The following is a 19,572-nucleotide window of genomic DNA, read 5'->3' as shown; positions in this document are numbered from 1 at the left end:
ACTCTCCGCCAAGGCATTTCATGCTGGCCTTTGCCCCACTTCCCGCGCCACCGCCTGAGCTTCGCCCTGTTCCGAACCAGAGCGGTGAGGAGGTGCTGATCGGGAGAGAGCGCAGCAAAGCGGTTTGGCTCTGGCGGGGCAGCGACGCAGAACCGGAGGAACTTTGGCTGCCCTTGGAGGTTCTGGAATCCCGTCTGGGGTTCCGGCGGGTGTCTCGTCTCGATGGAGAAGCACTGGAATGGTTTGGTCGAACGGTCGCATTGACCGCATTGGCGACCCGTTCACTCGGTGATGAAGTCGGCCTCGAAGTGAGCGACTGGCTGGCCGCGACTGGCGTCCGCGCCCAAGTGAGGGAAAACACTCTGGAGCTTCGGCTGCCCCTACCAAAGGTGAACAACCTGCGCCGCGGCAAGGGTTCAACAGCCGATCGGTTGGTGCTGGACCTGAACGGTCCCGCCCTGGTGCAGCGCTTGAACGGCGACCTTTTGCTGGAGCTCAAGCTGTCGCGGACCCAGCAACGTCAACTCAAGGCATGGGGGCTCTCGCCACAGCTGCATCGCCACGGCGGCCTTGTGCTGAAGGGACAAGCCACCAAGCTGAAGAGCCTGAGCCTGGCGTCCCCTTGGCGGGTGGTGCTGGATGGTGTGCAGACCGGTGGTCGCCGCCCGGTCCAGCGCGCACGTCTCCCCCTCCGCAACCCAGCCGTGGCCGAATGGCTGAGGCGGGGCTTCGTTCTGGAGCAACGCACCATCAAGGTGGGGGTGAAACCCATTCACGTGTTCCGTGCCGGCGGACGGCTGAGCCGTCTCGGCATCACCCTTCAGCCTCTAGTCAAAGCCGAGCAGCAACAGGGTCTGCGTTTTCTGCCTCAGCTCTCCCAACCCGCCGGGGCACTGGTCGCAGTGAACGGAGGCTTTTTCAACCGGATCAACCAACTCCCCTTGGGGGCCGTGCGGCATCAGGGGGTCTGGCTGTCCGGTCCGATCCTGAACCGCGGTGTGATCGCTTGGGGATCCTCAGGGGATCTGCAGTTCGGCCGGCTGCGTCTGAATCAGACGCTGCAGGTGAACAACGGTCGCCGTTGGAGCCTCATGGCCCTCAACAGCGGCTACGTCCAGAAGGGGCTGAGCCTCTACACACCTGCATGGGGGCCCCGCTACCGGGCCCTGAGCGGCGAGGAGGAAGCACTGTTGATTCGCGGCGGCCGCGTCGAAGCAACGGTCGACAAGAACAGCCTGCAACGCGGCATCGCCATCCCCAAAGACGCTGAATTGGTGGTGGCCCGGGGACGCACGCCGCTGCCAGCACGGCCTGGTGATCGGATCCAGGTAACAGAAAGATCACTCTCCCCCCTCGCGCAACAACCCAATGTTCTGGGCGGCGGTCCACTGCTGATGCAGAACGGCAACGTGGTGCTGAATGGACGTCAGGAGGGATTCAGCCCGGGCTTCATGAGCTTGGCGGCACCAAGAACGGTGGTGGCCCAGGGGCCGAGCGGTCAGTGGCTGATGACCTTGCGTGGCGCCGCCGGCAGTGATCCCACCCTTGTGGAAACAGCCCTGGCAGCCCAGCAACTGGGGCTGCGCGATGCCTTGAACATGGATGGCGGCAGCTCCACCACCCTCGTGGTGGCCGGACGCACCGTGATGAATGGGCGAAGCAGCACCCCGAGAGTCCACAACGGCCTAGGGCTCATCCCTCTCTGAGACCTGCGACAGTGGGGGCCCCGAGGAACTGAGCATGGCTGCCAATCTGCGGCTGACCGCTGCCGCTGCTGCCGAGCTTGGGCGACAGGCGGCCGTTGCGGGAACACCGGGGCAAATGCATCTCGATCTCACGCCCGGCGAGTGCGCACAACATGTGCTGCGCATCCGAGCAGGACATCTGGCTGGCGTTGCGATCGCAAGGGCCGATGGCGTGACCCTGCACGCCCCTGCAGAACAGCTCAAATTGCTTGAAGGCCTTTGCCTGGACTACCGCGGCGACCTCAGTGGTGGTGGTTTTCTGATCCGCAACAGCGATGGGGTTGAACCCTGTGCCTGCGGCAGTGCCTTCAGCCGCCTTTGAGGGGGGACCGTCACCCGGTATCGTGGTCGATTGTCGAATCAGGTCGGGAGTCCGACCGCTCACCGACCATCGATGCCAACCATCCAACAGCTGATCCGCACTGAGCGCTCACGCCTCAAGGCCAAGACCAAGTCCCCGGCTTTGAAGTCCTGCCCTGAGCGTCGCGGTGTTTGCACTCGCGTTTACACCTCAACGCCCAAAAAGCCGAATTCGGCGCTGCGCAAGGTGGCTCGTGTGCGCCTGACCTCCGGCTTTGAGGTCACGGCATACATCGGCGGTGTCGGTCACAACCTGCAGGAGCACTCGGTGGTGTTGATCCGCGGCGGTCGTGTCAAAGACCTCCCGGGCGTCCGCTACCACATCATCCGCGGAACCCTGGATACCGCTGGCGTGAAAGACCGGCGTCAGTCCCGCTCCAAGTACGGCGCCAAGGCTCCGAAGGAGTGATCACCGGTTTCTTCCCCATCCCCATCAAGTTCTGATCCCTAATGTCACGCCGCAACGCCGCTGAGAAGCGCCCGATTCTTCCCGACCCGCAGTTCAACAGCCGCCTCGCCACGATGATGGTGGTGCGCTTGATGCAGCACGGCAAGAAGTCGACAGCGCAACGGATCCTGTCCGACGCGTTCGGCCTGATCAACGAGCGCACCGGCGGAGATCCGCTCGAACTGTTCGAAACAGCCGTCAAGAACGCCACCCCCTTAGTGGAAGTGCGCGCCCGCCGTGTTGGCGGTGCCACCTATCAGGTGCCCATGGAAGTGCGCCAGGAGCGCGGCACCGCTATGGCTCTGCGCTGGCTGGTGAGCTTCTCCCGTGCCCGCAACGGCCGGAGCATGGCCCAGAAGTTGGCTGGCGAACTGATGGATGCCGCCAACGAGGCTGGCAACGCCGTTCGCAAGCGCGAAGAAACCCACAAGATGGCCGAAGCCAACAAGGCTTTCGCCCACTACCGCTACTGAGCCTCGCAGGCCAGCCATCAACACAGATGTTCATGGCTGGCCTGTAGAGTCTCCCCGCCTTTTCACGCCCCACCCCCGGAGAATTTCCTGTGGCCCGCGACTTCCCCCTGGAACGCGTCAGAAATATTGGTATCGCTGCTCACATTGATGCCGGCAAAACCACCACGACAGAACGGATCCTGTTCTATTCCGGTGTGGTTCACAAAATCGGCGAGGTGCATGACGGCGCCGCCGTGACCGACTGGATGGCCCAGGAACGGGAGCGTGGCATCACGATCACCGCAGCTGCCATTTCGACGTCCTGGCAGGACCATCGGATCAACATCATCGACACGCCTGGCCACGTGGACTTCACCATTGAGGTGGAGCGCTCCATGCGTGTGCTGGATGGTGTGATCGCCGTCTTCTGCGCCGTTGGTGGCGTTCAGCCCCAATCGGAAACCGTCTGGCGTCAGGCCGATCGCTATTCGGTTCCCCGGATGGTGTTCGTGAACAAAATGGACCGAACCGGTGCGGACTTCCTCAAGGTTCACGGCCAGATCAAGGATCGCCTCAAGGCCAACGCTGTTCCGATCCAGCTTCCGATCGGTGCTGAAGGTGAGCTGAGCGGCATCATCGATCTCGTTGCCAACAAGGCCTACATCTATAAGAACGATCTCGGCACCGACATCGAAGAAGCCGAGGTGCCGGCCGACATGGCCGATGAGGTGGCCGAATGGCGGAACACCTTGATGGAGACCGTCGCCGAAACCGATGAGGCGCTGATCGAGAAGTTCCTCGAAACCGGCGAACTCAGCGTTGACGAGCTCAAGAAAGGCATCCGTGAGGGCGTGCTCAAGCACGGCCTGGTGCCCATGCTCTGCGGCTCCGCCTTCAAGAACAAAGGTGTGCAGCTGGTGCTCGACGCTGTGATCGACTACCTCCCTGCCCCCGTCGACGTTCCCCCCATCCAGGGTGTGCTCCCCGACGGCAGCGAAGCGGTGCGTCCGTCCGACGACAACGCCCCCTTCAGCGCCCTCGCCTTCAAGGTGATGGCAGATCCCTACGGCAAGCTCACCTTCGTTCGGATGTATTCCGGCATCCTCGAGAAGGGCAGCTACGTGCTCAACTCCACCAAAGGCGAGAAGGAGCGCATCTCCCGCCTCGTGGTGCTCAAGGCTGACGACCGTGAGGAGGTCGACGCACTGCGTGCCGGCGACCTCGGTGCGGTGCTCGGACTGAAGAACACCACCACGGGTGACACCCTCTGCACCCAGGACGATCCGATCGTTCTCGAGACCCTGTTCATCCCTGAACCGGTGATCTCCGTGGCTGTTGAGCCGAAGACCAAGGGCGACATGGAGAAGCTTTCCAAGGCCCTGGTTGCTCTGGCTGAAGAGGACCCAACCTTCCGCGTCAACACCGACTCCGAGACCGGCCAGACCGTGATTGCCGGCATGGGCGAACTCCACCTGGAAATCCTGGTGGACCGCATGCTGCGTGAGTTCAAGGTGGAAGCCAACATCGGCGCACCTCAGGTGTCCTACCGCGAAACCATCCGTGGTTCCGCAGGTGGCGAGGGCAAGTTCTCCCGTCAGACCGGTGGTAAGGGCCAGTACGGCCACGTTGTGATCGAGATGGAACCGGGCGAGCCCGGCTCCGGCTTCGAATTCGTCAACAAGATCGTGGGCGGTGTCGTTCCGAAGGAATACATCAAGCCCGCCGAGCAGGGCATGAAGGAGACCTGCGAATCCGGTGTGATCGCCGGATACCCCCTCATCGATGTGAAATGCACCCTGGTGCATGGCTCCTATCACGACGTCGACTCCTCGGAGATGGCGTTCAAGATCGCCGGATCCATGGCCTTCAAGGACGGCGTCAAGAAGTGCAACCCTGTGCTGCTTGAGCCGATGATGAAGGTCGAGGTCGAAGCTCCCGAGGATTTCCTCGGTTCGATCATCGGCGACCTGTCCTCCCGTCGAGGTCAGGTTGAGGGCCAGTCCGTCGAAGACGGCACGTCCAAAATCTCGGCCAAGGTGCCCCTTGCCGAGATGTTCGGTTACGCCACCGAGCTCCGCTCCATGACCCAGGGCCGGGGCATTTTCTCGATGGAATTCGACAATTACGCCGAAGTTCCTCGCAATGTGGCCGAGGCCATCATTTCCAAGAATCAGGGCAATTCCTGATCTCTAAACTCCTCCAAATCCAACCCTCGATTCTTTAAACACCCATGGCACGCGAGAAGTTCGAAAGGAACAAGCCCCACGTCAACATCGGCACCATCGGCCACGTTGACCACGGCAAGACCACCCTCACCGCTGCGATCACCAACGTGCTCGCCAAGAAGGGTCAGGCTGAAGTTCAGAACTACGCCGACATCGACGGCGCCCCTGAAGAGCGTGAGCGCGGCATCACCATCAACACCGCTCACGTTGAGTACGAGACCGAGACTCGTCACTACGCCCACGTGGACTGCCCTGGCCACGCGGACTATGTGAAGAACATGATCACCGGTGCCGCTCAGATGGACGGCGCCATCCTGGTGTGTGCCGCCACCGACGGCCCCATGGCCCAGACCAAAGAGCACATCCTTCTGGCCAAGCAGGTGGGCGTTCCCGCTCTGGTGGTTGCACTCAACAAGTGCGACATGGTCGATGACGAAGAGATCATCGAACTGGTGGAGATGGAGATCCGCGAACTGCTCTCCAGCTACGACTTCCCCGGCGACGACATCCCCGTGATTCAGGTCTCCGGCCTGAAGGCCATCGAGGGCGAGGCTGAGTGGGAAGCCAAGATCGAGGAACTGATGGCGGCTGTTGACGCCAGCATCCCTGAGCCTGAGCGGGAAGTGGACAAGCCCTTCCTGATGGCAGTGGAAGACGTCTTCTCCATCACCGGTCGCGGCACCGTGGCCACCGGCCGTATTGAGCGCGGCATCGTCAAGGTCGGCGAAGAGATCGAAATCGTCGGCATCAAGGACACCCGCAAGACCACCGTCACCGGTGTGGAAATGTTCCGCAAGCTGCTCGATGAGGGCATGGCTGGCGATAACGTTGGTCTGCTGCTGCGCGGCATCCAGAAGGAAGAGATCGAGCGCGGCATGGTGCTCGTGAAGCCCGGTTCCATCACCCCTCACACCAAGTTCGAGGGTCAGGTGTACGTGCTCAAGAAGGAAGAAGGCGGCCGCCACACTCCCTTCTTCGCTGGCTACCGCCCGCAGTTCTACATCCGTACAACGGACGTGACCGGCCAAATCACTGCCTTCACCGCGGAAGACGGTTCCAACGTGGAAATGGTGATGCCTGGTGACAACATCCAAATGACCGGTGAGCTGATCTGCCCCGTCGCCATCGAGCAAGGCATGCGCTTCGCTATTCGCGAAGGCGGCCGCACCATCGGTGCTGGCGTGGTCTCCAAGATCATCGAGTGATCAGCGCAAGCTGAACCACACAGCAGGAGATGGAGGGGCTCAGCCCCCCATCTCCTACATTTCTCAGAACCTCGACAACTGAAGTCCTGCTTCGATCTCGAAGCTTTTTCGCTCCCTTCCTATGTCCACTGCCATCGCTCAGCAGAAGATCCGCATCCGCCTGAAGGCGTTCGACCGCCGCATGCTCGATCTTTCTTGCGAGAAAATCATTGAAACGGCCGATAACACCGCTGCAACCGCGATCGGTCCGATCCCCCTGCCCACGAAACGCAAGATCTACTGCGTTCTGCGCTCTCCCCACGTGGACAAGGACTCCCGCGAGCACTTCGAGACCCGCACCCACCGTCGGATCATCGACATCTACAGCCCCTCGGCCAAAACCATCGATGCCCTGATGAAGCTTGATCTCCCCAGTGGTGTGGACATCGAAGTGAAGCTCTGATCCGTTCGATCAGAACTTCATTTTCCTAGGATTCAGTTGCCTACAACACGGCGTTCGTGTCCGATTTTTCTGTGAGGGAGCTTCCCCTGTTCCCCCTGCCGGACGTCGTGTTGTTCCCGCAGCAGCTCCTGCCGCTGCACATTTTTGAATCGCGTTATCGGATGCTTCTCCAGACGGTTCTGGAGACCGACAAACGATTCGGCATCGTTCGCATCAACCCCGAAAACGGCGAAATGGCCGAAATCGGTTGTTGCGCTGAGGTGCTTCAGCACCAAACAACCGAAGACGGTCGCAGCTACATCGTTTCGCTGGGCCAACAGCGGTTCCGGCTGCTCAACATCACGCGGGAAACGCCTTACCGAACAGGGATGGTGAGCTGGCTGGAGGATGAGCCCGTGGCCGACACCGACCAGCTCAACAGCCTGCGGGACAAGGTGAGCGAAGCCTTGAATGACGTCGTTCAGCTGACCAGCAAACTGCAGAACCGAGAGGTGGAACTGCCTGACGATCTGCCTGATCTACCGCGGGAACTCTCCTTCTGGATCAGCGCCCATCTTGATCAGGCCGCTTCGGAGCAACAGAGTCTTCTCGAACTAACCGACACCCACGAACGGTTGAGTCAGCAATTTGAAATGTTGGATCACACCCGACGCCAACTGGCAGCCCGCACTGTGTTGATGGATCTGAAGTGATGTTGGGATCTCTGTTAGTGGTGGCCGGGGCCATTGGAGCCACCGGAGTTGCGCTGTGGCTTCGCCGCGACCGGCGCTACGAATCGTCGGAGAGTGTCGCCTCCGCCTACGACGCCTGGACGGAAGACCGCTTGCTGGAGCAGCTCTGGGGAGAGCATGTCCATCTCGGTCATTACGGGACCCCGCCCGGCTCCTGCGACTTCCGCGAAGCCAAGGAAGCCTTCGTCCACGAGCTGGTGCGATGGAGCGGTCTGGACCAACTCCCCGCCGGTAGCCGGGTGCTGGATGTGGGATGCGGCATCGGTGGCAGTGCCCGAATCCTGGCGCGGGATTATGGATTGAACGTTCTCGGCATCAGCATCAGCCCTGCCCAAGTGGAACGAGCCACACAACTCACCCCATCAGGCCTGAGCTGCCGCTTCCAGGTGATGGACGCCTTGGATCTTCAACTGCCCGATCAGAGCTTTGATGCGGTTTGGAGTGTGGAGGCCGGGCCCCACATGCCAGACAAGCAGCGTTATGCCGATGAGCTGCTGCGGGTGATGCGACCGGGGGGTCTGCTTGCAGTGGCTGACTGGAACCGCCGGGATCCATCTGACGGCGGCATGACGCGAACCGAACGCTGGGTGATGCGTCAGCTGCTCAACCAATGGGCCCACCCTGAATTCGCCAGCATCAAGGGGTTCCGCCAGAACCTCGACAACAGCGTGCACAACCGTGGCGAGATCGTCACCGGTGACTGGACCCAGGCCACGCTCCCCTCATGGATTGACTCCATCATCGAGGGCGTCCGCCGTCCCTGGGCGGTGCTCAGCCTGGGACCGAAAGCGGTCCTGCAAGGCCTGAGAGAAACGCCGACCTTGCTGCTGATGCACTGGGCCTTCGCTACTGGTCTGATGCAATTCGGCGTCTTCCGGATCAGAAAGGGCTGATCCTCAACAGCCGCTCAAATCGCTGCTGGGGTAAGCACCGAAATGGGCGAGATGCTCACACAGAGGCTGCAACTGGGCGATCAGATCCTGCAGAGCCGTTGACGGAGCCGGCGGCAGATCCACATCCACAAAGAACACGTATTCCCCCAGCTCCCGTTTGGACGGTCGCGATTCAATCCGACTCATGTTCAGGCCCCGCTCAGCCAGACAGGCCAAAGCCTCCAGGAGAGCCCCCGGCGCATTGCGATGCAGCGAGAACGCCAGACTGGCCACATCGCCATGCTCACTGCGCTGCCCACGGCGCAGCAGCAGAAAACGGGTGCGATTGCCCGCAACATCGTTCACAGGGAACGCCAGCTGATCCAACCCGTGGTCACGGGCAGCGGTCTGGGAGGCGATCGCAGCACGGAAGGGACTGCCCGCCACCATGCGAGCTGCTTCAGCCGTGGATGAGGTGGGCAGTTGCAAGGCGTCGGGCAGATGCTGGGCCAACCAGCCACTGCACTGGGCCAGAGCCTGCGGATGGGAGAGCACTTCGGTGACTTTGCTGAGTGGCCCACTCCCCAGCAGAGCGTGCTGAATCGGCAGCACCAAAGCCCTGCGGATACAGAGCTCCGGATGGGACCACAGCGCATCGAGGGTCGCTGTCACCCCACCTTCAACCGAGTTCTCGATCGGGACAACGGCTGCATCACACTGCCCTCCGGCCAGCTGTTCCACCACCGATCGGAGCCCCACGCAGGGAACGAGCTGGACATCCTCGAGAGCGTCCTGTTCGATCAACACCCGGGCGGCCTGCTCGCCATAGGTCCCGACTGGGCCAAGGAATGCGAGACGTGTAGGCATCGAAGCCGCACTGGATGGACTCGATAAGATCATGCCGCGTCAGGTGAAGACCATGCCCCTGGCCTTCGAAGCCAGTCAAAAGCTTGATCTGCCTGTCCGAACCGGAGCAGAGCGGCTTCCCACTTACCTGCTGGAGGAGGAGCGCGTCCTTGGGGCCCTGCTGGATGCCAAACAGCTCACCCGCCTGCAGTCAGGGCGCTACCGCTATGTGGTGACCAGCCTGCAGGTCTTCCAGCTCCACGTGAAACCCGTGGTGTCCCTCCAGATCCACATGGAAGGCGACACCTTGGTGATGCAGGCCCTCGACTGCGAACTGGAGGGTCTGGGGATTGTTGATGACTTCGCCCTGAACCTGGAAGCACGGCTGACGTCCACACCCGACGGACTTCAGGGACATGCCCATCTTTCGGTGAGCGTCAGCCAGCCATCGCTGCTGAAGCTGATCCCCAAACGGGTGCTGGAATCAACGGGCGAATCAATCTTGAGTGGCATCCTCATTGGCATCAAAGCCCGGGTTGGCCAGCAACTGATCGACGACTACCGAAGCTGGTGCCGGGAAACCGACGGTAATGGCTCAACCGAGCAGACGCCTCAAGAACGTGTGCCGATGCAGGGGCGTGGGGCCTGAGGCCATCAAGCTCTGACGATGTTGCGCCGTGCCGTAGCCCGCATGGCGCTCGAGGCCGTAACCAGGGAATCGAGCCGATAAGCGCCGGATGAGTGCATCCCTGGCCTCCTTGGCCAGAACACTCGCCGCAGCAATGGCCGCTGATCGGCTGTCCCCTGCGATCACCGTGCGCTGCGGGCCCTGCCACAGCCGAAGGGGAAGGTTGCCATCCACCAGCACGAGCCCAGGGCGCTGTGGCAATCGCTGCAGCGCCCGCAACATGGCGCGTTCCGTGGCAACGCGGATGCCGCAGGCGTCAATTTCGCGCGCTGATGCCTGGCCCAGACCGGATGCCACACACAGCGACTGGATCACCGGAACCAGAGCAGCCCGACGCTTGGCTGACAGTTTTTTGCTATCTGTCAGCCCTGCCTTCAACAGCTCTTCAGCTGCTGAGCCTTCGAGCACAACAGCAGCCGCAAACACAGGACCGAAAAGGCAACCGCGACCAACTTCATCCACACCAGCCACGTCCCGCCCGAGGGGGAGGGAGTCCTGCGCGGTCATCCGACTCAGACCGTGGCAACAGCCGAGGAGCGGCGACGGCGACGGCGAGGCTCATCAGGCTCAGCTGTTTCCGCCACGGCCACAGGCTCGGGCTCAGCCGGTTCGCTGATGGGGGCCGGTTCTGGTTCGGTGATCGTCAGGTTGGTCACCGCCTCCAAGGGGGTGATCTCCACCATCAGGGGAGCCGACTCATCCGGGGCAGATGAAGTGACGACAACAGGCGTCTCAGAGGCAGGAGTTGCAGTGGGCTGACTCGCCCCGTTGCGGGACCCTGAACGACCACCCCGTCCGCCACGACGACGGCGGCGTCCGGAACTGGCCGCCAGTTGCTGACGCGCCGCCTCAAGCACCTCCTGCTCGTCCTCGCCAGGACGCACAACCCGGACCACGACGTTGTCGGATGCAGGGGGCTCCTCCAGCAACAGGGCAGGGTTCAATCCCAGCCAACCAAACAGCTGCTGTTGCTCGTCGGTCATCGGGACGGCAACCAATTCAGGGTCCTGACGACGGGCAGTCGCTGGCTCCTGAGCCTCTTGGGTCGACACCTCAGGGGCAGTGGTATCGGTCGTCTCGACAGGAAGGACGGCATCCTGACTGCCTCGCCCTCGACCACCGCGCCGCCGCCGGCCATTGCCAACGCTCTCTCCGGGCGCAACAACTTCGGCGCGGGCAGAGGCCGCCGAGCGAACCAATCCTGTGGCCGTTGCCAGAGGTTGAAGCAGGTCTTTGCCGGGAAGAACGGCCACATGGCCCAGACCACCACAGCTGGGGCAAGCCCGACCGAACAGTTCATAGATGTTCTGCCCTTGACGCTTGCGGGTGAGTTCCACCAGGCCCAGTTCGCTGAGCTGTGCGATCTGCGGGCGGGCTGAGTCGTCACGGACGGCTGTCGTGAAATGCTCCAGCAGCTGGAGCTGATCACGACGGGAATCCATATCGATGAAGTCGATGATGATCACCCCACCGATGTTGCGAAGCTTGAGCTGGCGAGCAATTTCGATCGCCGCCTCACAGTTGGTCCACAGAACGGTTTCTCGCGCATTGGCCGATCGTGTGAACGAGCCCGAGTTCACATCGATCACCGTGAGTGCTTCGGTGGGCTCGATGATCACGTAGCCACCGGAAGGCAAATCAACCCGCGGCTTCAGCGCATCGCGGATGGCGGCATTGACCTTGTAGTGCTCCAGCAACTCGCTGGGTTCACTGTGGGCTTCCACCAGCACATTGCCGGCTTCGGCACCAAGGAAGCTGCTCACACGGTTCACAGCGGCGGCATCGTCCACCACTACCCGGGCCAGATCCGGGCCCATGTGGTCCCGCAGAATCCGATGGATGAAGTCTTCATCGCGGTTGAGCAGCACCGGCGGTGTAGCGGTTTCAGCGGCTTGCTGAATCGCCTCCCACTGGCGCAGCAAGGATTCCAGATCCTCAATCAACAGCTCTTCGCTGATGCCGTCGGCTTCCGTACGGATCAGCAGACCGGCTCCAGGCGGCTTGATCAGAACACCAAGGGCACGCAGCCGGTTCCGTTCTGCATCAGAACTGATGCGCCGGGAGATGTTGACCCCCTGGCCATGGGGCTGAAGCACCAGGTAGCGACCTGGCAGAGCAAGATTTCCGGTCAACCGTGGGCCTTTGGTACCGGTCGGTTCTTTCATCACCTGAACCAGAACCTTCTGGCGAGGCTCCAGAAGTTCAGTGATTCCTGCTGAACCTTTCTTCAGACGCAGCGGCCCAAGATCGGTGACATGGATGAACCCGTTTTTCTCACTCTCACCGATATTGACGAAGGCGGCATCAATACCTGGCAGAACATTTTCTACCGTTCCTAAATAGACATCTCCGATCTGATAACGACCCTGCGCGACGATGAGTTCATCAACGCGTTCATCGGTTAGCACTGCTGCGATGCGCAGCTGCTCCGCGATGACAATTTGCTGGGGCATAACAGGACTGGTTGAGCCCGATTGAGGGCCAAATCCGTTGAGGAACCTGCCGGTTCTCCCTCACGGGTTGATGGAAAGATCTGAGCTGGTCAGCAAGACCAAAAGGTTGCGGAGCAAGAACTCCTATAACTCAGGCTTGGGGGTTCCAAAAAAGACCGCCGTGCAAGCCGTGATGTGGACCTCGATATCCGTGTTGGATCAGACAAGACCGGAACAAGGTTGGTCCCGATGGACGAAACACCTGTTCTGTAGCCAAATTAGCACTGCGCACTGAGGAGCAGGGCCTCTCGCGCCAAGCGTTGCACCTGCAAGGGCTGACCAACGGTCTCAGCCAGCCATTGCTGAATCTGAGCAGGGCGCAAGCTTCGACCCATCTCATCCACCGCCGTTTCCAAGCGAAGCCGAACGGATCCATTGGCGTTCTGATCCGTCACCTGCAGCGCCTTCAACGCGGGGCGGCAATCCCGTTCCCGAGGGCGGCCCTTCTTATCGGTGTCGTGCCACACCAAGGTTGTGGCCTGCAGGAGCTTATCCACCGCCGCATTCCAGTCCAATGACGTTGGGTCCTGCTCCTGCGGCACGAGATCAAAACACCAAATGGCCCCCGTCAGTTCTTGCGAAAGGCTTTTGCCACTGACGGGAACCTCGCCTGCCGCCAGCAGCTGAATGCCCTCCGGCAGCAACGGCTGAAGCGTCTTGCGGAAGTGGTTGGGATCCAAGGCCTCGGTGAATTCCAGATCCATCCACTCGCTCTGGGCCTCAGCACCGAGGGGAAGTGCCAAAGCGATCTGAACCCGCGGCAGTGGATGAAACCCACCGGTGAAGCTGATCGGAAGTGCACTGCGACGCAGGGCCCGCTCCAGCATGCGCATCAGATCAAGATGGCTGAGCAGGGCCATCGATCCCATTTTGGCGAATTGCACCCGGATCCGGCACACCCGGTCACTGGGCGGCGCCTGGGTCGGCACCTGGGTTGGCACCTCAGGAGCGGGAACCACCACGTTGTGCCCGAGATCCGGGCCGCAGACCCCACAACTGCTGCAACCATCAAAGGAGCAGTCGGGCACAACCGCCGCCGCCAGAGCCCGTTGCAGATCGTCCGCCAACCAGGCTTTGTCGATGCCGGTGTCGATGTGATCCCAGGGGAGCGGCTGAGCACAGAACGCTTCCAGATCCTCCCGATCCAGCGCAGCCACAGCACTCCAGCCCCCCACCTCCATCTCCCGGTAACGCCCCTCCAGGCCGGCATCCGCGATGGCTCCGGTCCAGGCGGCGTAGGTGCGATCCAGCGACTCGAACCAGGCATCCATGCCGGCACCAGCTCGCCAGGCCGCCTCGATCACCGGGGCAAGGCGCCGATCGCTGCGGCCCACAAAATCCTCCATGGCCGAAAGCCGCACATCGGTGAAATTCACCTTCACGCCGCGCAAACGCCTGAAGGCCTCCTTGAGCAGCACCTGGCGCCGCTCAAACTCAGCCGTGGAGACGCTGTGCCACTGAAAAGGGGTGTGAGGCTTGGGCGTGAAATTGCTGATCGTGATGTTCAGGTTCAGCCGACCCAGGTCACGGCAGCGCTGCTGGAGCATCACGCAGGTCTCGGCAATGCCGAGAACATCGGCATCCGTCTCACCGGGGAGGCCGATCATGAAGTACAGCTTCACCTTGCGGTAGCCGTTCTGCATGGCCGTGCGAATGCCATGCAGCAGGTCGTCATCGGTGAGGCCCTTGTTGACGATGTCGCGGAGTCGCTGTGTCCCGGCCTCCGGGGCGAAGGTGAGACCCGCTTTCCGCGTGCCGCCAAGGATGTGGGCAATGTCTTCATCGAAGCGATCCACCCGCTGGCTGGGCAGTTGAAGCGTGACGTTCTGATCCGCCAGGCGGTTGCGCAACTCCACCCCCACCGCCGGCAGCGCCAGATAGTCGCTGCAGCTCAAGGAGAGCAGCGAGAAATCGCTGTAGCCGGTTTGTTTCATGCCGGTCTCCACTGCCTCGATCACAGCTTCGGGTTCCACATCCCGAGCCGGTCGCGTCAACATTCCGGGCTGGCAGAAGCGACAACCCCGGGTGCAACCGCGGCGAATCTCCACCGTGAGACGGTCATGCACCGTTTCCACATGGGGAACGAGACCCATGGCGTAGTGGGGCATTGGCGTCGCCACACGGCGAAGAACCCGTGCCGGGACATCAGGATGAAGCGGCTTGAGGGCGACCCCATCGGCGCCCGTTCCATAAAGCGCAGGCACGTAAACGCCGGGAACCTGGGCCAGATCCCGCAACAATTGCGATCGCGTCAATCCATCCGCTTTGGCTTGCGCCACCACCAGACCGATTTCGGGCAACAGCTCCTCACCGTCACCCAGAGCGATGAAGTCGAAAAACGGGGCATAGGGCTCTGGATTGCTGGTGGCGGTGGGCCCACCAGCGAAAATCAGAGGAGGTGCTGCAGGATCACTCAGGGGCAAGTCGCCCCGATCAGCGGCGCGGATGGGCACCTGCGCCAGATCCAGCATCTCAAGGATGTTGGTGGCGCCGAGTTCGTAACTGAGACTGAAACCCAGGATGTCGAAGGCCGGCAAAGGCCGACGGCTTTCCACGGCAAACAACGCCTGGGAGCGTTCCCGCAAGCGGCCTGCCAGATCAGCCGCTGGAAGATAGGCGCGATCACACAACTGCCCGGGGAGGGCATTGAGGATCGAATAGAGAATGATGTGGCCCAGGTTGCTGGAGCCAACCTCATAGATCTCGGGGTAGGTGAGCGCCCAGCGAACCGACGCTGTCTGCCAGTCCCGTGGTTCAACCCCTAACTCATGCCCCATGTAGCGGGCCGGTTTGTTGATGCCGCTGTCCACCAGGGCATGAAAATCAACCGGGTGATCCAGGGATGAGACGACCACGTCGTATGTCCTGACTCCTGAGGTCATCGTATGGAGCTGCCGACACGGCAGGATGCCCGCAGAAATAGCTCCCGATTCCGTGGTTCAGGTCAACGGCAACTACCTCAAGCTCAAAGCGGGCTACCTGTTCCCTGAGATCGGTCGACGCGTCAAAGCATTCAGCAGCGCCAATCCCGAGGCAGCGCTGATCCGCCTGGGCATCGGTGATGTCACGGAACCCCTGCCGCTGGCCTGCCGTGAAGCCATGAAAACCGCCATCGATGCGATGGGCACCGCCGAAGGCTTCCATGGCTATGGCCCGGAACAGGGCTACGGCTGGCTGCGGGAGGCCATCGCCAAAAACGACTTCCAAGCCCGAGGGTGCGACATCAGTGCCGAGGAAATTTTTGTTTCCGACGGCTCCAAGTGCGACAGCAGCAACATCCTCGACATCCTCGGCGAGGGCAACAAGGTGGCTGTCACGGACCCCGTCTACCCGGTGTACGTGGACAGCAACGTGATGGCTGGCCGCACCGGGGAAGCCGGAGAGATCGGTCACTACGCGGGACTGACCTACCTACCGATCAGAGCAGACAACGGCTTTGCAGCGCAGCTTCCCAGTGAACCGGTCGACCTGATCTACCTCTGCTTCCCCAACAACCCCACCGGTGCCGTCGCCACTCGGGAACAACTCCAGGCCTGGGTGAACTACGCCCGCGCCAATGGCGCACTGATCCTCTTCGATGCTGCCTATGAGGCCTTCATCCAGGACCCTGAACTCCCCCACTCCATCTTCGAGATCGAAGGAGCACGGGACTGTGCCATCGAATTCCGTTCCTTCTCCAAAAACGCTGGCTTCACCGGCACCCGCTGTGCCTTCACCGTGGTGCCCAAAGGGCTGAAAGGCAAAGCGGCCAACGGCGAAGCGGTGGAACTCTGGGGACTGTGGAACCGACGCCAGAGCACCAAGTTCAACGGTGTGAGCTACATCATTCAGCGCGGAGCTGAGGCTGTTTACTCCGAAGCCGGTCAGGCCGAAGTGAAGGCCTTGGTGAGCTTCTACATGGAGAACGCCGCGATCATTCGTCGCGAACTCAGTGCTGCAGGCCTCACCGTCTATGGCGGCGAACACGCTCCCTACGTCTGGATCAAGACCCCTGAGGGCATGGATTCCTGGGGATTCTTCGACCATCTGCTCAACAAAGCCAACGTGGTGGGCACACCCGGCAGCGGTTTCGGCGCCGCTGGCGAGGGGTATTTCCGCTTGTCGGCCTTCAACAGCCGGGCCAATGTGGATGAGGCCATGGCCCGCATCAAAGCCCTGTGAGCCGCTCCCCGTTCGCATTGCCTTTAGATTTCAATCGCTTCGGATCAATGGCCATGGCGGTGGACTCTCCCAGCCAAAAACCAGGTGGTGCAGCTGTTCTGGACAAAGCGCCGGAACTGGTTCGCAAGCGCTCGCCTCGCTACAAGGTGCTGCTGCACAACGATCCGGTGAACTCCATGGAATACGTGGTGGCCACCCTGCAGCAGGTTGTGCCTCAACTCAGCGAGCAGGACTGCATGGCCGTGATGCTGGAGGCCCACAACACTGGAGTGGGCTTGGTGATCGTCTGCGACATCGAACCGGCTGAGTTCTATTGCGAGACGCTGAAATCCAAAGGCTTGACCAGCTCCATCGAGCCTGAGAACTAGAGCGATGCAGCAACCGCTGAACAGGTTCCTTCTGCTTCAGCCAGTCTGGCTGCCCACGGTTCTGTTCATCCCTCTGCTCTATGCACTGGGCTGGCTTGCCGCTGTTCCGCTAACGCTGCTTGGCCTTCCAACGGATCAGCTCTCACTCACCGGAACGGTGCTGAGTTTTGTGCTGTTCCTCCTGGTGATGCCCCGATGGGCAGCCTTGCGGTGGTCCGAACCACGGCCTTGGGCGGCCCTGGGCATCCGCGGAGCCAAACCACAGGAACAACCCGCCCCAGCAGCTGCTCTTCTCAAGGGTCTGTTCATTGCCGCAGGGCTGCTGATGGTGATCACGAGTGTTGTTCTGATCGATGGCTCGGGAAATTGGCGGGGCGAAGTGGATGCAACTCAGCTGACGAATGCCGTGTTGCTCTGCTTCGGCGTTGGCTTCGCAGAAGAATTGATTTTCCGCAGCTGGCTCTGGACGGAACTGCAAGAAATGATTGGCTCGCGTCGTGCAGCACTAGCTCAGGCAAGCATCTTCAGCCTTGTGCACACACGCTTCAACCTGGGGTTCGGAGCCATGAGTGGTGTGCTGGTCGGCCTTTTTCTACTGGGCATGGTGCTGGCCAGACAGCGTCAATCAGACCGGGGGTCACTTTGGGGCTGCATCGGTCTGCATGGCGGGCTTGTCGCTGGATGGTTTCTGCTTCAGAACGGCTTGCTTCAGCTATCGCCCAATGCCCCCCCGTGCTTAGTGGGACCAGGAGGCCATTCCCCGAATCCTCTGGGCGGACTCATCGGAATCCTCAGTTTGCTGATCCTTCTGCTGATTCAGCGAACAGCCGTTGCCAAGGCCTTGCGGCCCTCCACCGGAGCACGAAGAGCGTCCTGAAGCGAAGCCACTCCGTAATCCCTTTCGAGGAGTGACATCACCGTGCGACCGAAATCCGCAGGATTGCGATCAAAGGCCTCAAGACACACCCGGCCAAAGGTGCTCCCCATCGGCTCGGGGTTCCAGAGCAGCTTGCGTGCCGTCCAAGGCATCATGCTCATCGGGTTGTAACCCGGCTTGATCAGACCCTGATCAAACCCGTACTGCTCAAGGTGGGTGTGGGGCTGCAAACCAATGAAAAAGATCGCTGGCTCGACCAAATCAGCGCCAAAAATGGCCTCCAGCTCTCGGTGATAAGCCACGGTCTGGCGGATCGTTTCCGGTCGTTCATCGATCACGTTGAAGGAGTAGTTCACCGACACGTGATCCCGGAAGCCCGCATTCGCCAACATCCGGCAACTCTCCAGGACGGTGCGGAGGTTGTAGCCCATGCGCATCTTGCGGACCAGCTCCTGTGAGCCGGATGTAATGCCGATCTCGAAATAGCTCATGCCCGTCTCCACCATGAGCTGAGCCAATTCGGGGTCCAGATTGTCGGCGCGGATGTAGGCGGCCCAACGAATGCCGGTCAGCCCTTCGGCTTTGATCGCCCGCAGCAGTTCCTTGGCGTCTTCGATGTAGCGCCGCGCGGGTATGAACTGAGCATCGGTGAACCAGAAACCACGAACCCCGCGGTCGTACAGCTGGCGCATCTCTTTCACCACCTCATCCACGGGGTTGAGGCGCACCTGCTTGCCTTCCACCACCGTGTAAACGCAATAACAACAGTTGTGGGGACAGCCGCGCTTGGTCTGAACTCCTACGTAAAAGTCACCGCCTTCGAGGTACCAGTCGAGTTGGGGCCAGATCGAAGCGATGTAGTCGTAATTGCAGGCGGTTTTGGGCCGACTTTCCGGCTGCTCATGGATGAGGCCTGAACGTGGCTTTTCGCCCACCACGAAGCATCGTTCGCCTTCCAGGGAGTGACCCTGAATCAACTTCTCGAGCAGCGGCTCCCCCTCACCAATGGACACGACTGTTCCCTTGGGAAGAGACTTACCGAGTTGCTCGTAGAACACACTGACAGCTCCACCGCCAAGCACTGCTCTGGCCGCCGGCTGGTGGCAGCGCGCACGTTTCAAGCCCTGACGCACCAGACGCTGGTTCCTGCGCAGCTCGCCGTAATGACTGCTCATTAACTGAAGCCCACCCCAGGCTCCATGCAGGCGCTTCAGAGGATTGCGGGCGTAAAAAACCTCGAATGAATTCTGAAGAGGATTGCCCCCCCGCCCATCGACCGGCGCATAGATCTGGATGTCTCTCCACGAGAACACCAGCAGCGTCGGCTGGAACTGGTCAACTGTGGCGTCCAGCACGCGATGGACATCCAGCACCGGCAGAGCAGCGAGATCCAGGATGCGCTGAGGCATCTCCGGGAAGCATTTGTGCAGATGGTCGGCGAGATAGATCGGCCCGATCGGAAAGATCGGATTGCAGGGCAGCCGCACCAGCAACACCCGTTCTTGTTGTGGTGCCACGTCAGCTGCCATGAGGCTTTCGGGACGCTAACAAGCGCTGCCGCCAAAGGGGCGTAGGACCTCTTCACAACAACTTCATCAAGCCAGCGACACACAGCGCAAACTTCCTTTACACTCCCGATCAGGCAGGGCTCTCCTGCCCT

The 19,572-nt window shown here is 61.2% G+C and carries 18 protein-coding genes; 13 read left to right on the top strand and 5 right to left on the bottom strand.

Annotated elements, in window-relative coordinates; all coding sequences use genetic code 11:
- Nucleotides 1-20 precede the first annotated feature (20 nt).
- The 9 genes from DXY03_RS10935 (at nucleotide 21) to DXY03_RS10895 (ending at nucleotide 8,501) form a co-directional block, all read left to right on the top strand.
- Complete coding sequence (locus DXY03_RS10935; protein ID WP_115010444.1) at nucleotides 21-1,706, top strand: phosphodiester glycosidase family protein; 1,686 nt, start codon at nucleotides 21-23, stop codon at nucleotides 1,704-1,706.
- Nucleotides 1,707-1,740: 34 nt separating this feature from the next.
- Nucleotides 1,741-2,067, top strand: a complete 327-nt coding sequence (locus tag DXY03_RS10930; protein WP_114987195.1) for an iron-sulfur cluster assembly accessory protein — start codon at nucleotides 1,741-1,743, stop codon at nucleotides 2,065-2,067.
- 72 nt (nucleotides 2,068-2,139) lie between these two features.
- Nucleotides 2,140-2,514 (top strand): 30S ribosomal protein S12, encoded by a 375-nt coding sequence (gene rpsL / locus DXY03_RS10925; RefSeq protein ID WP_006850614.1) that lies wholly within the window; start codon nucleotides 2,140-2,142, stop codon nucleotides 2,512-2,514.
- A 41-nt stretch (nucleotides 2,515-2,555) separates the two neighbouring features.
- The gene (gene rpsG / locus DXY03_RS10920) at nucleotides 2,556-3,026 is read left to right on the top strand and encodes a 30S ribosomal protein S7 (protein WP_006849937.1); all 471 of its coding nucleotides are present in this window, start codon (nucleotides 2,556-2,558) and stop codon (nucleotides 3,024-3,026) included.
- An 89-nt stretch (nucleotides 3,027-3,115) separates the two neighbouring features.
- Nucleotides 3,116-5,191 (top strand): elongation factor G, encoded by a 2,076-nt coding sequence (fusA, locus tag DXY03_RS10915; RefSeq protein WP_114987193.1) that lies wholly within the window; start codon nucleotides 3,116-3,118, stop codon nucleotides 5,189-5,191.
- Between the two features lie 44 nt (nucleotides 5,192-5,235).
- Nucleotides 5,236-6,435 (top strand): elongation factor Tu, encoded by a 1,200-nt coding sequence (tuf, locus tag DXY03_RS10910; RefSeq protein WP_115010443.1) that lies wholly within the window; start codon nucleotides 5,236-5,238, stop codon nucleotides 6,433-6,435.
- A 121-nt stretch (nucleotides 6,436-6,556) separates the two neighbouring features.
- The gene (rpsJ, locus tag DXY03_RS10905) at nucleotides 6,557-6,877 is read left to right on the top strand and encodes a 30S ribosomal protein S10 (RefSeq protein WP_011363346.1); all 321 of its coding nucleotides are present in this window, start codon (nucleotides 6,557-6,559) and stop codon (nucleotides 6,875-6,877) included.
- A 56-nt stretch (nucleotides 6,878-6,933) separates the two neighbouring features.
- Entirely contained in the window at nucleotides 6,934-7,569 is a 636-nt protein-coding gene (locus tag DXY03_RS10900) for an LON peptidase substrate-binding domain-containing protein (protein WP_115010442.1), read from the top strand.
- Nucleotides 7,569-8,501, top strand: coding sequence for a methyltransferase domain-containing protein (locus DXY03_RS10895; protein WP_115010441.1), 933 nt, complete (start codon nucleotides 7,569-7,571; stop codon nucleotides 8,499-8,501). The genes DXY03_RS10900 and DXY03_RS10895 overlap by 1 nt, the downstream gene beginning before the upstream one ends.
- Nucleotides 8,502-8,504: 3 nt before the next feature.
- On the opposite strand, the gene pheA is transcribed toward DXY03_RS10895, so the two are convergent.
- Entirely contained in the window at nucleotides 8,505-9,347 is an 843-nt protein-coding gene (pheA, locus tag DXY03_RS10890) for a prephenate dehydratase (RefSeq protein ID WP_115010440.1), read from the bottom strand.
- Between the two features lie 31 nt (nucleotides 9,348-9,378).
- On the opposite strand from pheA, the gene DXY03_RS10885 reads away from it, so the two are divergent.
- Nucleotides 9,379-9,975 carry a DUF1997 domain-containing protein gene (locus DXY03_RS10885; RefSeq protein WP_115010439.1) on the top strand — a complete coding sequence of 199 codons (597 nt, stop codon included), beginning with the start codon at nucleotides 9,379-9,381 and terminating at the stop codon, nucleotides 9,973-9,975.
- Here the strand turns inward: DXY03_RS10885 and DXY03_RS10880 are convergent.
- From DXY03_RS10880 to DXY03_RS10870, 3 genes are all read right to left on the bottom strand, one after another.
- Nucleotides 9,922-10,521, bottom strand: coding sequence for a ribonuclease HII (locus DXY03_RS10880; RefSeq protein ID WP_115010438.1), 600 nt, complete (start codon nucleotides 10,519-10,521; stop codon nucleotides 9,922-9,924). The two genes, DXY03_RS10885 and DXY03_RS10880, sit on opposite strands and share 54 nt — an antisense overlap.
- Before the next feature lie 5 nt (nucleotides 10,522-10,526).
- The gene (locus DXY03_RS10875; protein WP_115010437.1) at nucleotides 10,527-12,467 is read right to left on the bottom strand and encodes an Rne/Rng family ribonuclease; all 1,941 of its coding nucleotides are present in this window, start codon (nucleotides 12,465-12,467) and stop codon (nucleotides 10,527-10,529) included.
- A 257-nt stretch (nucleotides 12,468-12,724) separates the two neighbouring features.
- Complete coding sequence (locus DXY03_RS10870; RefSeq protein ID WP_115010436.1) at nucleotides 12,725-15,388, bottom strand: TIGR03960 family B12-binding radical SAM protein; 2,664 nt, start codon at nucleotides 15,386-15,388, stop codon at nucleotides 12,725-12,727.
- Nucleotides 15,389-15,440: 52 nt separating this feature from the next.
- Here DXY03_RS10870 and DXY03_RS10865 point away from each other — a divergent pair, with 52 nt between their 5' ends.
- Genes DXY03_RS10865 through DXY03_RS10855 form a run of 3 tightly spaced genes read left to right on the top strand, consistent with a single transcriptional unit; the run spans nucleotide 15,441 to nucleotide 17,912 of the window.
- On the top strand, nucleotides 15,441-16,667 hold the full coding sequence (locus tag DXY03_RS10865) for an LL-diaminopimelate aminotransferase (RefSeq protein WP_115010547.1): 1,227 nt from the start codon (nucleotides 15,441-15,443) through the stop codon (nucleotides 16,665-16,667).
- 47 nt (nucleotides 16,668-16,714) lie between these two features.
- Nucleotides 16,715-17,035: an ATP-dependent Clp protease adapter ClpS gene (clpS, locus tag DXY03_RS10860; RefSeq protein WP_115010435.1), complete on the top strand. Its 321-nt coding sequence runs from the start codon at nucleotides 16,715-16,717 to the stop codon at nucleotides 17,033-17,035.
- Between the two features lie 4 nt (nucleotides 17,036-17,039).
- A complete protein-coding gene (locus DXY03_RS10855) occupies nucleotides 17,040-17,912 on the top strand; it encodes a CPBP family intramembrane glutamic endopeptidase (protein WP_115010434.1) in 873 nt (290 codons plus the stop codon).
- On the opposite strand, the gene DXY03_RS10850 is transcribed toward DXY03_RS10855, so the two are convergent.
- Nucleotides 17,852-19,441 (bottom strand): photosystem II high light acclimation radical SAM protein, encoded by a 1,590-nt coding sequence (locus DXY03_RS10850; protein WP_115010433.1) that lies wholly within the window; start codon nucleotides 19,439-19,441, stop codon nucleotides 17,852-17,854. The genes DXY03_RS10855 and DXY03_RS10850 overlap by 61 nt on opposite strands.
- Nucleotides 19,442-19,572 lie beyond the last annotated feature (131 nt).

Source organism: Synechococcus sp. N5 (assembly GCF_900473925.1).
Classification (GTDB): Bacteria; Cyanobacteriota; Cyanobacteriia; order PCC-6307; family Cyanobiaceae; genus Parasynechococcus.
The sequence above is the reverse complement of the archived record's forward strand: the minus strand, read 5'-3'. Positions and strand labels throughout refer to the sequence as shown.

Excerpts from the sequence above, each read along its gene's own strand:
- rpsJ (WP_011363346.1), top strand. The coding sequence starts at position 6,557 with ATGTCCACTGCCATCGCTCAGCAGAAGATCCGCATCCGCCTGAAGGCG.
- DXY03_RS10850 (WP_115010433.1), bottom strand. The coding sequence starts at position 19,441 with ATGGCAGCTGACGTGGCACCACAACAAGAACGGGTGTTGCTGGTGCGG.
- rpsL (WP_006850614.1), top strand. The coding sequence starts at position 2,140 with ATGCCAACCATCCAACAGCTGATCCGCACTGAGCGCTCACGCCTCAAG.
- DXY03_RS10870 (WP_115010436.1), bottom strand. The coding sequence starts at position 15,388 with ATGACCTCAGGAGTCAGGACATACGACGTGGTCGTCTCATCCCTGGAT.
- DXY03_RS10895 (WP_115010441.1), top strand. The coding sequence starts at position 7,569 with ATGTTGGGATCTCTGTTAGTGGTGGCCGGGGCCATTGGAGCCACCGGA.
- tuf (WP_115010443.1), top strand. The coding sequence starts at position 5,236 with ATGGCACGCGAGAAGTTCGAAAGGAACAAGCCCCACGTCAACATCGGC.
- rpsG (WP_006849937.1), top strand. The coding sequence starts at position 2,556 with ATGTCACGCCGCAACGCCGCTGAGAAGCGCCCGATTCTTCCCGACCCG.
- pheA (WP_115010440.1), bottom strand. The coding sequence starts at position 9,347 with ATGCCTACACGTCTCGCATTCCTTGGCCCAGTCGGGACCTATGGCGAG.
- DXY03_RS10875 (WP_115010437.1), bottom strand. The coding sequence starts at position 12,467 with ATGCCCCAGCAAATTGTCATCGCGGAGCAGCTGCGCATCGCAGCAGTG.
- DXY03_RS10855 (WP_115010434.1), top strand. The coding sequence starts at position 17,040 with ATGCAGCAACCGCTGAACAGGTTCCTTCTGCTTCAGCCAGTCTGGCTG.
- DXY03_RS10880 (WP_115010438.1), bottom strand. The coding sequence starts at position 10,521 with ATGACCGCGCAGGACTCCCTCCCCCTCGGGCGGGACGTGGCTGGTGTG.
- DXY03_RS10885 (WP_115010439.1), top strand. The coding sequence starts at position 9,379 with ATGCCGCGTCAGGTGAAGACCATGCCCCTGGCCTTCGAAGCCAGTCAA.
- DXY03_RS10930 (WP_114987195.1), top strand. The coding sequence starts at position 1,741 with ATGGCTGCCAATCTGCGGCTGACCGCTGCCGCTGCTGCCGAGCTTGGG.
- DXY03_RS10935 (WP_115010444.1), top strand. The coding sequence starts at position 21 with ATGCTGGCCTTTGCCCCACTTCCCGCGCCACCGCCTGAGCTTCGCCCT.
- clpS (WP_115010435.1), top strand. The coding sequence starts at position 16,715 with ATGGCCATGGCGGTGGACTCTCCCAGCCAAAAACCAGGTGGTGCAGCT.